Genomic DNA, 11,924 nt, shown 5'->3' with positions numbered 1-11,924 from the left:
AGCTCAAGACGCCAGGGCTTTCAGTGGAATGCTTGTATCAGCGAGCAATGCCACATCAGCGATGATTCTCTCCACCACGAGCTTTCGCCCTTGCACGTAGTCCTTGGCCGCGTTCACGCAGTCGAGCGCGATCACACGACCCTCTCGAAGATAGATCAGGGAGAAGCTGCGCGCGCTGAAATCGCCGCGCACTATCATTGCGTCGTGACCGGTCGACAAACCCACCGTCTGTAGCTTCAGCTCGTACTGGTTCGACCAGAACCAAGGCACTGCGTCGTAGGCGACAGCCTGACCCACGATCGTTTTTGCCGCGACCACGGCTTGGTCGGTGGCGTTCTGCACAGATTCCAGTCGGACGGGCACATCGTTCGCGAACCGATTGGCGTGCAGCGCGCAGTCACCGATAGCGAAGACGTCAGGAAGCGAGGTGCGACATTGGGCGTCGATCGAGACTCCATTACCGCCTTCGGCGCCCGCCGCGAGCAGCGGTTCGACTTCGGGAACGATACCGATACCCACGATCACCATGTCGGCCGCCAGTCGTTCGCCACCGGCCAAGCGAACGCCCGCTACTTTGCCATTCGAACCTTCGATGCAGTCCACCGCAGAGCCCAATCTCACATCGACATCGTGCGCCCGATGCTCGGCCTCGTAGAATCGCGACAACGGCTCGCCGGCGACACGAGCCAACACCCGATCCAGCGCCTCGACCAGCACGACGTGCTTGCCGAATTTTGCCAGCACCGCAGCCGCTTCCAATCCGATATATCCACCCCCGATCACTACCGCGCGACTCACGTGTGGCATTTCGCCGATCATCCGATCGACGTCGGCGCGCGTGCGCACGGTGTGAACGCCCTGCAGATCATGGCCATCGCAGCGAAGGCGCCTCGCAGAGCCGCCAGCCGCCCAGATGAGCTTGCTGTATCGAATGGCCATGCCATCGGCAGTGACGATCCGATAGCGCTCGGGCTCGACGCTCGTCACCCGGCGACCGAGCACCATTTCAACGCCCCGCTCCTCCCAAAAATTCGGCGGCCGGATCAGGATGCGTTCGAACGGCTTCTCACCTGCAAGATATTCCTTCGACAAAGGCGGCCGTTCATAGGGTAATAGCGGCTCGTCGCCGACGATGGCGATGCTGCCGTCGAAACCAGCCTGGCGCAGCGAGATCGCGGCCTGAGCGCCACCGTGTCCCGCGCCCACGATCACCACGTCGTACCGGGGGATGCCATTCTCGCCGGAACGTGTCATCTTCAATCTTCCGGCGCAATCGCCACGCGCAGGCCATCGAGCGCCGTAGTGATCGGAATCTGACACGCAAGTCGCGAACGTTCATCGCGGCGATCGCTGCTGTCGAGTAGGTCGTTCTCCAACTCGCTCATCGGCGGCAGCGTCTCCAGGAAGGCCGGATTGACGTGCACATGGCACGTGGCGCACGAGCAGGAACCGCCGCATAACGCCATCAACTCGTCGAAACCGTTGTCGCGGATCGCCTCCATAAGTGACGTGCCGGGCTCCGCTGTCACCGAGCGCTCATTGCCGGCGCGATCCTGAATGAGGATGTCGACCAACTGTGTCTCCACTGCTTTCATTGCCGCCAATGCACCATGGGCAACCCGGCGACGGGACTGCGGAAGAAAGGAATGTCCGTCGCACGAAGTCCGCCGAGATAAACCGTGGATAGATCGGCGCCGCCGAATGTCACGCTGGCGAGCCAATTACAAACAGGGCCCCCGCACTCGAGCAAGACGTCGAACGGCACCGGCGCGCCCGTAGCGAAGGCTGCTTCGAACTGCGCCGTGGCCTCGGGATCGCCGTCATCGAGCAGTTCGAGCAAGTCGCCTTCCGGCGTGATCGCCACCAGCCGGTCGGAAAAAATCATGGTCGCCCACAAATTCCCGTAAGCATCGAACGCGATGCCATCGATCACACCCGCGCCCAGATTGGAGGGACCGAAGACCTCACGGTCGGTGAGCGATCCGTCGGGGCGTACCCTAAAGCGGGTGACCCGCTTTCCCGTGGTCTCCGCGACATAGAGCCATTCCTCGCGTGCATCGAAGCGGATTTCGTTGGTGAACCGGAACCCGTCCGCGACGACTCGCGCGCCCTTCTCATCGAGAAGCACGATCGATCCGTCCGCAAGCGTCGAATTGATAGCCTCGCTCCACGGGTTGATCATCGTCGACACCGTGATCCAGATGCGGTCGCGACTGTCGCGCAATACAAAATTGACCTTGCCCAGCGGCTGCCCGTCGATTCGATCGAGCAAGACGGAGGTGGCGCCAGACCGAGTCATTCGCTCCAGCCGGTCGGTGCCGAAATTCGAGATCAGGAAGTCGCCGTTGCGCGCAAAGGCAAGACCGTTGGGCAATGTTCCTTCGAGCAAGCTGTGTGCCGACGATTTCGACAGATCGAAATGTGGGTCAGGCGTCTGGCAGATCATCTGCTGCGAACCGTCGGACGCGATCCGCACAACACCGCCGCGTGCGTCGGCTGCCCAAAGCGTGCCGTCAGGTTCGGCGAGAATACACTCGGGCCGCCGCAGCTCGCGCCCGATCCGGCGGATCGATGTTCGATCGACCTGAAATCCGCGCAGGGGATTGGGGCCGGCGCTGCTGCGGATCAGCGTCATCGCGACTTCGCTCCTGCTGCGAACCGGTCAGCAATCCAGTCGGCGATGTAACTCAACACCGGCTCCATATTATCGGCGCTGACATGTTCGACGCCGCCCTCCGCCTCGGTGAAGATCTTGAGCTCGAGATCCGGACTGTTGACGGCCTCTGCCCGGCTCCGTTCGGCATAGGCGAGCGGGATCTGCCGATCGTTCGCCCCATGAGTAATGAGGAACGGGACCTTGATGTTCTGAAGGTGCCCCACCAACGTCACGCGTGGCACGAATGCCTTGAAGCTGTCGAGGTCCGATTGTCCCCAGACCCACATGACGTGATCCCAATAATGCGGAACCGGAAGGTCGCCCTCGCGCGCGAGCCGACGTTGTTGTAACTCACCCCAATTGTGATTGGCGCCCCAGGCGACGCACAGCGCGAACCGCTTCTCATAGGCGGCAGCACGCGGTGCATAGTAGCCACCCAATGACCATCCCATCATACCGATTCGAGCCGAGTCCACGTCGGTGCGAGTCTCGAGATAATCTACGGCGGCGCTGGCCCATCGCTCGGACTCGACGACTGCGTTCAGTCCTCGCAGACGCAACGCCTCTCCGACGCCCGGCTGATCGACCATGAGGCAGGAGATACCTCGCCGCGCAAGCGTGTCGCGCACGACAAGAAAGATCATTTCCTTGACGCTGTCGAGGCCGTTGCAGAACACCATGCACGGGCGCGGCCCTTCGCCATGACCACGCACGAAGAGCGCGGGATAGCTGCTGCGCTGATATGGAATTTCAACTCGTTCGCAGTTGAGACCACCAGCTGCGATGGCGCGCGACATGGTTTCGAGCATCGTTGCATACATCGCTTTTCGTGGCGTGTAGCTGCGACTCTGCATGCGCTCGGCGGTAATGTAATAAGCCGTCGCGCGACAATATTTCTCTGCCGCACTCAGTCCGTGTCCGGCGGCTTCCGCGCGTTCGCCCTGGATGTAGAGCCGATCAGCCATCTCGCCCCAAGCGGCAAAGAACGCCTCGGTGCCGTGGTCCTCGCCCTCCTGCGCCGCTCGTCGGACCTTGGCGTTGGCGGCGTCGATCTCGCCCATGACCCCGCCCATGCCGAGGCAGATGTTGACCGACAGGTTCCAGACGTAGTTTCCGGGAAAGGGCTCGTACATCATCTTTCTCTCAACAAGTCTTGCTCAGAAGCTCACGCGCTCGCCGCCCTTCAGCCCGAGCATCGCGCGAGCCTCAGTGGGCGTCGCAGGCTGATGGCCCATCTCGGCCAGGATCCGGCACGCCTTCTCCACCTGCTGCGCGTTGGACACCGCCAGTGTGCGCGGCTCTATGAACAAACTGTCCTCGAGTCCGACGCGCACATGCCCGCCCATCAGCGCCGCCTGCGTGAGGAACGGCATCTGATGTTTGCCCGCGGCCAGCACCGACCATCGAAAGCTGTCCTTGCCGAACAGCCGGACGGCGGTCTGTTGCATGAACATCAAATTGTCCAGGTGGGCGCCGATTCCACCGAGGATGCCGAAGATGAGCTGGATGAAAAACGGAGGCTTCACCAGAGCGCGGTCGACGAAGTGCGCCAGGTTATAGAGGTGACCCACGTCATAGCACTCATGCTCGAATTTCGTGCCGGCGTCCGCCATCGTTTCGAGAATGTATTGAATGTCGCGGAAGGTATTGCGAAACACATAGTCGTCCGAGTTGACGACGTACGCTTGCTCCCAGTTATGTTTCCAATGGGTGATCCGGCGCGCCGCCCCGAAGAAAGCGAAGTTGATCGAGCCCATATTGAGCGAGCACATCTCGGGCTTGAACTGCGCGGCCGCCGCCAACCTCTCCTTCGCTGGCATGATGGCGCTGCCGCCAGTGGTCAGGTTGATAACGGCATCGGTCCGTTCGCGGATGCTCGGAAGAAAGCGCGCATACACGTCCGGATCGCCAGTGGGCATGCCGTTCTCTGGAACCCGCGCATGCAGATGCAGGATCGCCGCGCCCGCCTCGGCGGCGGCGATGGACTGCTCGGCAATTTCCTCCGGCGTGACCGGCAGCGCATCCGACATCGTCGGTGTGTGCGCCGATCCTGTGATGGCGCAGCTGATGATGACCTTGGCCATGACAAAACAACTCAGAAAAAGAACGAAAGGTTTTTAACGGTCAAGGTCGTCTGATCGATGATGATCTTGCGCTTGCAGATCTTGAAACTGCTTCCTACCCGGCGCAGCGTGTCATGCCGGCGGCCCGCGAGGAACGCGGTCTCGGTCTCCATGCGGTTGCGATGAACCAGAAAGTGAGATTTCACAAGAATCTCCGCGCCCTCGACATCCCGATACTCGCCTTCGATGCGAATGTTCGAGATGAGATGCGAGACGCGCGACAACGGCTCTTCGGCCCAATGCACGCCGGTCATGATCTGATTGACCCGGCTCTGCAGGGTCTTGCGGTTGTCGTCGAACCAGGCGGTCTCGTGATCGCCGGAAATGTCGCGCTCGCGATTCTTGAACGACAGGTTCTTACGGATCGGCATCCAGTAGCGGATGTCGTCGCTGAACAGTTCGAGCCAGGCGTTGAACTCCCGTTCGTCCAGCAAGTCGGCTTCGCGGTACAGAAAGTCTTCGATCTCGCGCATCAATAGCAGATGCGCGAGTTTGTCTTGCCCATTCATTGGACCAGTCATTGGCGTGCTCATCGGGCATCCTCGAAACGCAGATCGTCCCAGCTCTTGGCGTCCATGAACTGCTGCCAACGCGTGTAGAGCTGGCGTGCGTTCTGCTCGCTCCAGAACTGATCGCTCACATTGCCGGGAATCAGTGGATCCTGATGCGACTGACCCATCGCCGCGCCATAGTGAAACTGCAGAGATCTGCCGGTGCCGCCGCAGGCTTCGGTTGCATAGGCCCAGTTCTCCATGTCGTCCTGCTCGGTCATGCCGGCGGGTCCTGCGTAACTGATGTAGTAGCGACGCAAGAAGTCCTTGACCGCCGGTGGCGCGGCCTTGTCCACCAGGAACACTCGCCACAACTCGGTTTCATTCGGGCCGCGCGGGTGCGCGGCCACGATGGTGCGTGGCTGGCCGACGTGGAAGCCGCTGCTTGGAAAGATGTTTCCCAACACCGGCGCATTGCCCGCCCGCTCGCCCAAACGCTCGACGCGCTTTTTCCAAGTCATCTGAAAGTAAGCAGCGGTCTCGGGCGACGATGAGTAGTGTTCGCGCGGCGCATGGATGTCGAACTTTTCATAGAGCAATCCATGGCCTTCGCGATGGTGAGTCAGATACAGCTTGCCGAAAGGATCGCGACGGCCGACGCCCTCGCCGGGACCGATACGCGCCAGATCGACCGAGCGATGGCTGATGTCGTGCAACGTGTCGCCCGCGCAATTCTCGGCGACGATTTTCCAGTTGGCTGGGATGATCCATTTCTGCACGCCGCTGATGACTTCGACCTCGCCGTCACCCGCGTCCCACGGGCCGAGCCCGACGCGCAGCGCATCCGCGGCGCCGCCCAGATATTCCTCGAACGGTGGCGCATTCGGATCCCAGGTCGCCCAGATCGTGCCCTTGAACGTGGCCACCTGCGCCACCTGCACCAGGCCCCATTTGCTCTTGTCGAAGGAGGCGTCGTAACTTTCTTTCTGCGCCGGCAGACCCACGAGACGACCGTCGAGGCCGTAGGACCAGGCGTGATATGGGCAATAGAACAGTTTCGTATTGCCCTCGTCGTAACGGCATACCTTCATGCCGCGATGGCGGCAGCTGTTGAGCATCACCCGCGGTTTGCCCTCCTGATCGCGGGTCAGGATCATCGAGTCCTCGCCCATCTTGGTCAGAAAGAAGTCGCCCACGTTGGGGATCTGGCTTTCATGCCCGACGTAGAGCCAGGCGCGGCGAAAGATCCGCTCCAGCTCCTGTTGGTAGATATCCGCCGAGCTGAAGATGTTGCGATCGACGAACCAATTCGTCGCTCCGCCCACGGTGATCGCAGATTTCATGTCACTTGTCCTTCTCGATACGCGGCAGGATGTCGGTCAATAGTTGTTGAGCGAGCGCCGACGCCGGCAAGGCAACGTCGACGACGTGTCCGAGCGACAGAGCAGCGCTCAAATCTTTGTAGAAGATGGGCGTCGCGCGCGGATGAAGATCCAGACCCGCCCACATCTCGCTCGCCCGGCTGCCGGCAAAGCCGCCGTTGAAAACTTCGAGCAAGATGTCCCTTGAAACGCCGGCCGCCTGGCCAAGCTTGAGCCCTTCCGCCACGGCCATCATGTTCACGCAGCAAACCAGCTGATGAGCGATCTTGGCCACGGTCGCGGTCCCAACCTCGCCCGTCAGCGTGATCGTCGGGCCGGAGATGCGGAAAATGGGCAGGCACTTTTCGACCGCGTCGCGCGGGCCGCCGACCATGAACGACATGGTCTTTTGCTCGGCGCCTTTGGCGCTGCCGCTGACCGGTGCATCGACGAGTTGGGCGCCTCGCTCGCTGGCCATCGCCGCGGCGGCCTTCATCGTCTCGGGCGAGATCGTGCTGTGTACGACGATGGTCGTGCCGGGCGCCACACGCGAAAGCACGCCGTCCGCGCCGGCCAGCACATCGATCACCTGCTTGTCATCGACCACGCAGATGATGATCAACTCGCTGGCCGCCGCCACCTCGGCACAGGAGGTGGCGACCTTCGCGCCAGCGGCCGCAAGCTCGTCGAGCGGCGGCTGACGCACGTCGTAGACGGTCAGCGCATGTCCCGCCTCGACGATATTCCGCGCCAGGGGTTTGCCCTGGACGCCGAGTCCTATGAATCCCACACGCAAGTGGCTTGCCACTGTGTTCTCCCCCTCGTTTGCATTGACGTGTCTACTGCCGGCAAACCTTCATCCAGCAGGATCCGCATATTCGTAGCGCCATTCGGGCGCGTGCATCAAGAAGTGCGGCAGGTTGTGAGTGAAATGCGCATAGCCGAACAGGGGCAACGTCCAGCGCCGCGGCACCCAGTTATCGTCGACGTAGTCCGAGTCCGCCCCATATTCGGCTTCGCCACCGGCGGGACACGGCAGGTAGTAAAACAGGGCCGAATCGATGCGATGCCTGCCCAGGCCGATCTTGGAAGGCTCCCAGCCCTGGCGCTGCATGTGGTTGGCGCCCAGCATGATCTCGTCCAGATCTTCGACGCCGAAGTTGGCATGATGGAAACGAGTCTTGCCATCGCAACCGGGCAGCGAAGCATTGGCGTTCAGCAGCAGCAAATTGTGATGATTGATGGCGCCGGGGGCGCGCAAGTACATGCCGAAACTGTCCTGGATGTCGGTGACGCGAAAGCCGAGCCGGTCGCGCATGAACGCGGTCGCCGCTTCGAACTGGGGCGTCTGGAACACCACATGCTGAAGCACCTTGGGGCGGGCCCGCTTGCGCCATTTGCGATGGGTGTTGAGGCGGACCACATGGCCGGGCGCATTGGCGGGTTCCGGCGCAGAGACGACCGTGTTTTTGGCAAAGACCCGCAGCGCCATCGGTATACCGAAGGAAGGAACGAAGTGCACCGCCCCGTCGGCGCCCGATCTCACGTCGTGGTCCCTCGCCAGATTGTCCGAAAGGCGGGCGAGCGCCTCGGCGGAGCTCACTCCCCAGACCACTTCGTGCACACCGTCGCCTTCGATAGCGCCCGAGGGGACGGGGCTCTTCGGTCCATGCAATTCGATGCCAGAGCCTTCGTCCAGGCTATAAGCAATCGCCTGGTCCGAGCTCGCCGAGCGCGTCAGGCCGAAATCGTCGAAAAATCTGCCGCAGGTCGCCACGTCGCCGACGCGATATCGAAGCGTCATGATCCCGTTGATTGCCATTTCGGTCGCTCTCGCCTGCTGATCCACCGCCGTCGTAGCCTCAAGCTTTGCCGGACCGAAGAAAAATCGTTTGCTCTTATGGCTGCTATCAGGCCAAACGATTTTTTCTGCGCCCCGCATCGGCATATCAAGTGAGGGCGCGCCGAAATAAGGCGGCTCCAGGCGCGCAGCCGCACTCATCAGGGGGGAAAACCATGCGACTCGCGCGTTTTCAATCGACATTGCTGGGAGGCGCCGCAATCTGCGTGCTTGCCAACCAGGCGCAGGGACAGACTCAGGAGCCGGCCACCGCAGGCAGCGCAGACGACAATCAACCGGGTATCCAGGAAGTCGTCGTCACGGCGCGGAAGATGAGCGAATCCGTGCAGGACATCCCGCTTGCGATCGACGTGCTTGACGCCGCAACGCTGGCCCAGCGCGGCATCGTGAACGTCCAGTCGCTGCAGGGACAGTTGCCGAGTATCGCGATCGGCGAAGTCAACGGAATCGCGCAGATCACCAGCCGCGGCCTCGGCAACGACAATTTCGCGCCGGGCTCGGATCCGTCGGTGGGCCTCAATGTCGATGGCGTCGTCGTGTCACAGCCGGGGGCCCAGCTCGGCGCGTTTTTCGATCTCGAGCGCGTCGAGGTGGTCCGCGGTCCCCAGGGAACGCTGTACGGTCGGAATACGACTGGCGGCGCCATCAATCTGGTCACCCGCCAGCCGACCGCCGACTTCAGCGGCTATGGCACATTGTCCGCCGGCAACTACGGTGCGCTCACCGCTGAAGGGGCCGTGAGCGGCCCGCTTGCCGGGGACAAGGTCCGCGGACGCGTGGCGTTCAAGGCGGACCGCCACGATGGTTACGGAAACAATTTACGCACCGGAGATGACATCGACGATGCGGACAAGAAGGCGGTTCGCGCCAGCTTGTTACTGCTCCCCACCGACAAGCTGAACATCGCGCTGAGCGGCGAATACACCAGCGAGGACGACGCCAACTATCAGATCAAATATGGAGAAGACTCGTTCCCTGGCGCAACTTCGCCATCGCTCATTCCGCCCGGGCCACAGGCGGGCGGCTCGTTCGCGACCGATCCACGCGATCTCAACACCGACATCGACCCGCTCAACGATCGCGAGACCGTCAGCGCCATCGCCACTCTCTCCTATTTCGCGACTGACGATCTGACCTTCAAGTCGATCTCCGGTTACCGGCACTACGAGGCCAACTCGCTGCGCGATTTCGACGGCACCGATGCGGCTTTGGCGGGGGCGGCGATCCCGATGCAGACCGATCAATACACACAGGAATTGCAGCTCGCCTACCAAAGCGAAGCGCTCAAGGCGGTGGGCGGCCTGTATTACTACAAAGAGGATCTGGAGAGCGACATCCGCATCGGGGCCAACCCGTTCGGTCCCACCAATGCGCTGACCATCAGCCAGAATGGTGCGGTCGATACCGAATCCGTCGCCGGCTATGCCAATGTCACTTACTACGTGACCGACGAGCTCGGCCTCAACGTCGGCGGCCGGTGGAGTTGGGAAAAGCGCATCGGCGATGCGAACTTCACGCGCCTGGGAACGCTCTTCCCGTTCCACACCGAGGGCAGCGTCACTGACTTCACCCCGCGCGTGGGCCTCGAGTGGCAGCCAGATCAGGACGTGCTGCTCTATGCTTCCTATTCGGAAGGATCCAAGAGTGGCGTCATCGCCTCCGGATCGACGACACCGATTCTGCGGCCGGAAGAAGTCACTGCGTACGAAGCGGGCGTGAAGTCGACGCTGTTCGCCCGGACGCTGCAGGCGAACCTCTCGCTCTATCGCTACGACATCGAGGACTTGCAGGTGTCCCGCACGCTTCCGGGCAGCACTCCCGGCAGTTTCGTGAGCGTCTTCGAGAATGCCGCCACCGCGCGCTCTCAGGGCGTCGAGCTGGAGCTGGTCTGGCAGCCGATTGCCGGCCTGCAGGTATCGTCCATCACCGGTTATTCCGATGCCGAGTTCACCGATTTCTTGACGGTCAACCCGCTCGATGGTCCCACTGGCGTGCTCGAGAACCAGGCTGGCAACCGGCTGGTGCAGACGCCCGAATGGTCGTCCACGCTGGGCCTCGAGTACCGCTTCGATATCGGCCCCGGTTCACTGACCGCCAACGCCCAGGCGCAGTATCAGAGCCGTGTGTACTTCACTCCGTTCAACGAGAATCGCACCAGTCAGGAGCCCGTGACTCGATACGACGCAAGCTTGCGCTTCGATCCACACGACGGGCGGTGGTATGCGAGTCTCTGGGGGCGGAACCTCGGCGACGAATTGGTGGCCACCACCAAATTCGTGATTGCCAGCGGCCGCTTCATCTCGGGACAGTACACCCCACCGCTGACCTACGGGGTGACCGTGGGTTATAACTTCTGATAAGGAGATTTCAAGGCGCCGCCGGCGCGGCGCCTTGTTTCATCGACTGCGCTTCGGCGACGAACTGCTCACGCAGCCAGCGATGCGCCGGGTCCGCTTCATACCGCAGATGCCAGCTGAGTTTTTCCTTGAGGATCGGCAGCTCGATCGGCGGGTGCAATGACTTCAACCCGATCAGCGACTTCAACATTTCGGCGACTCCCGCTGGCACGGTCGCGATCAATTTAGTCGCTGGCAACTGAAACAGCAGCGAGGAAAAATTCGGGACCTGCACCTGCGTCTGCGAAGCAACGCCCGCCTCGTCATAAGCCAGATCGTAGATGGTCACCATGGTGTCGCCGAAAAACGCTTTCGCGTGCGGATAGGACTCGTACTCCTTGAGCGTGAGGCTGCCGCTCAAGGGATGATCCGCGGCCACGACACACACGAACCGATCCTCATAGAGCGGTTGGTCGAGCAACATTTCCGGATGCATGGGTGTTCCGAGCGAGCGTCGCTCGTCCGGGATGACGCAGAGGTCGAGATCGCCCGATTCGAGTCGACGGATACTCTCGGGTCCGACCGGCTCGACCACGACACCGATGCCGCTGGCCTCGCGCGCCAAGCGTCTGACCAGCCGCGGCAGCAACGTGATCGCGCAATAGTCCGACATCGAAATACGGAAGGTGCGTCGCGCCGTCGCAGGCTCGAAATCCTGGCGAAGATTCAGCACCTGCTGAATGTTGACGAGTGCATCGTGGACCGGCGCCGCAAGCGCTTTCCCGCGCGCCGTCACCTCCATCTGGCGGCCGACACGGACCAGCAGTTGATCGTCGAAGATCTCTCGCAGCCGTTGCAGCGAGGCGCTCACGGCAGGCTGCGAGACGAACAGCCGCTTCGCCGCCTTGGTCACGCTTTGCTCGGTCAACAGCGCATCCAGCACCAGCAGCAGGTTCAGATCGAAACGGGAAACGCTGATGCTCATGGCGATTGGCTCCTGAATAACCCAGAACGATCCGAGCCATCATCGCAAACGATTTTAGCCCCGAACGCAAACGCCCTAGTCTGTACCAGAGTCGCCATGCCTGTACACGGG

The 11,924-nt window shown here is 61.8% G+C and carries 11 protein-coding genes; 1 reads left to right on the top strand and 10 read right to left on the bottom strand.

Annotated features, from left to right (window positions below):
• Positions 1 to 3 precede the first annotated feature (3 nt).
• From VGD45_RS25880 to VGD45_RS25840, 9 genes are read right to left on the bottom strand one after another with little or no spacing between them, the layout of a single operon-like run.
• On the bottom strand, positions 4 to 1,254 hold the full coding sequence (locus VGD45_RS25880) for an NAD(P)/FAD-dependent oxidoreductase (protein WP_331158271.1): 1,251 nt from the start codon (positions 1,252 to 1,254) through the stop codon (positions 4 to 6).
• Between the two features lie 2 nt (positions 1,255 to 1,256).
• Positions 1,257 to 1,595, bottom strand: coding sequence for a 2Fe-2S iron-sulfur cluster-binding protein (locus VGD45_RS25875; protein ID WP_331158270.1), 339 nt, complete (start codon positions 1,593 to 1,595; stop codon positions 1,257 to 1,259).
• Entirely contained in the window at positions 1,592 to 2,635 is a 1,044-nt protein-coding gene (locus VGD45_RS25870; RefSeq protein WP_331158269.1) for an SMP-30/gluconolactonase/LRE family protein, read from the bottom strand. The genes VGD45_RS25875 and VGD45_RS25870 overlap by 4 nt, the downstream gene beginning before the upstream one ends.
• Positions 2,632 to 3,792 carry an alpha/beta hydrolase family protein gene (locus VGD45_RS25865; RefSeq protein ID WP_331158268.1) on the bottom strand — a complete coding sequence of 387 codons (1,161 nt, stop codon included), beginning with the start codon at positions 3,790 to 3,792 and terminating at the stop codon, positions 2,632 to 2,634. The genes VGD45_RS25870 and VGD45_RS25865 overlap by 4 nt, the downstream gene beginning before the upstream one ends.
• Before the next feature lie 21 nt (positions 3,793 to 3,813).
• Positions 3,814 to 4,740: a 3-keto-5-aminohexanoate cleavage protein gene (locus VGD45_RS25860; protein ID WP_331158267.1), complete on the bottom strand. Its 927-nt coding sequence runs from the start codon at positions 4,738 to 4,740 to the stop codon at positions 3,814 to 3,816.
• Positions 4,741 to 4,751: 11 nt separating this feature from the next.
• On the bottom strand, positions 4,752 to 5,300 hold the full coding sequence (locus tag VGD45_RS25855; RefSeq protein WP_331158266.1) for a 3-phenylpropionate/cinnamic acid dioxygenase subunit beta: 549 nt from the start codon (positions 5,298 to 5,300) through the stop codon (positions 4,752 to 4,754).
• Positions 5,301 to 5,308: 8 nt separating this feature from the next.
• Positions 5,309 to 6,613, bottom strand: coding sequence for an aromatic ring-hydroxylating dioxygenase subunit alpha (locus VGD45_RS25850; protein WP_331158265.1), 1,305 nt, complete (start codon positions 6,611 to 6,613; stop codon positions 5,309 to 5,311).
• Between the two features lies 1 nt (position 6,614).
• Positions 6,615 to 7,439 (bottom strand): NAD(P)-dependent oxidoreductase, encoded by an 825-nt coding sequence (locus VGD45_RS25845; RefSeq protein ID WP_331158264.1) that lies wholly within the window; start codon positions 7,437 to 7,439, stop codon positions 6,615 to 6,617.
• A gap of 48 nt (positions 7,440 to 7,487) precedes the next feature.
• Positions 7,488 to 8,453 (bottom strand): VOC family protein, encoded by a 966-nt coding sequence (locus tag VGD45_RS25840; protein WP_331158263.1) that lies wholly within the window; start codon positions 8,451 to 8,453, stop codon positions 7,488 to 7,490.
• 194 nt (positions 8,454 to 8,647) lie between these two features.
• On the opposite strand from VGD45_RS25840, the gene VGD45_RS25835 reads away from it, so the two are divergent.
• A complete protein-coding gene (locus VGD45_RS25835; protein WP_331158262.1) occupies positions 8,648 to 10,849 on the top strand; it encodes a TonB-dependent receptor in 2,202 nt (733 codons plus the stop codon).
• Between the two features lie 10 nt (positions 10,850 to 10,859).
• Here the strand turns inward: VGD45_RS25835 and VGD45_RS25830 are convergent, their stop codons facing one another.
• A complete protein-coding gene (locus VGD45_RS25830; RefSeq protein ID WP_331158261.1) occupies positions 10,860 to 11,813 on the bottom strand; it encodes a LysR family transcriptional regulator in 954 nt (317 codons plus the stop codon).
• Positions 11,814 to 11,924: the final 111 nt, after the last annotated feature.

It is taken from the genome of Steroidobacter sp. (assembly GCF_036402275.1).
Classification (GTDB): domain Bacteria; phylum Pseudomonadota; class Gammaproteobacteria; order Steroidobacterales; family Steroidobacteraceae; genus Steroidobacter.
The sequence above is the reverse complement of the archived record's forward strand: the minus strand, read 5'-3'. Positions and strand labels throughout refer to the sequence as shown.

Excerpts from the sequence above, each read along its gene's own strand:
- VGD45_RS25880 (WP_331158271.1), bottom strand. The coding sequence starts at position 1,254 with ATGACACGTTCCGGCGAGAATGGCATCCCCCGGTACGACGTGGTGATC.
- VGD45_RS25875 (WP_331158270.1), bottom strand. The coding sequence starts at position 1,595 with ATGAAAGCAGTGGAGACACAGTTGGTCGACATCCTCATTCAGGATCGC.
- VGD45_RS25870 (WP_331158269.1), bottom strand. The coding sequence starts at position 2,635 with ATGACGCTGATCCGCAGCAGCGCCGGCCCCAATCCCCTGCGCGGATTT.
- VGD45_RS25865 (WP_331158268.1), bottom strand. The coding sequence starts at position 3,792 with ATGATGTACGAGCCCTTTCCCGGAAACTACGTCTGGAACCTGTCGGTC.
- VGD45_RS25860 (WP_331158267.1), bottom strand. The coding sequence starts at position 4,740 with ATGGCCAAGGTCATCATCAGCTGCGCCATCACAGGATCGGCGCACACA.
- VGD45_RS25855 (WP_331158266.1), bottom strand. The coding sequence starts at position 5,300 with ATGACTGGTCCAATGAATGGGCAAGACAAACTCGCGCATCTGCTATTG.
- VGD45_RS25850 (WP_331158265.1), bottom strand. The coding sequence starts at position 6,613 with ATGAAATCTGCGATCACCGTGGGCGGAGCGACGAATTGGTTCGTCGAT.
- VGD45_RS25840 (WP_331158263.1), bottom strand. The coding sequence starts at position 8,453 with ATGGCAATCAACGGGATCATGACGCTTCGATATCGCGTCGGCGACGTG.
- VGD45_RS25835 (WP_331158262.1), top strand. The coding sequence starts at position 8,648 with ATGCGACTCGCGCGTTTTCAATCGACATTGCTGGGAGGCGCCGCAATC.
- VGD45_RS25830 (WP_331158261.1), bottom strand. The coding sequence starts at position 11,813 with ATGAGCATCAGCGTTTCCCGTTTCGATCTGAACCTGCTGCTGGTGCTG.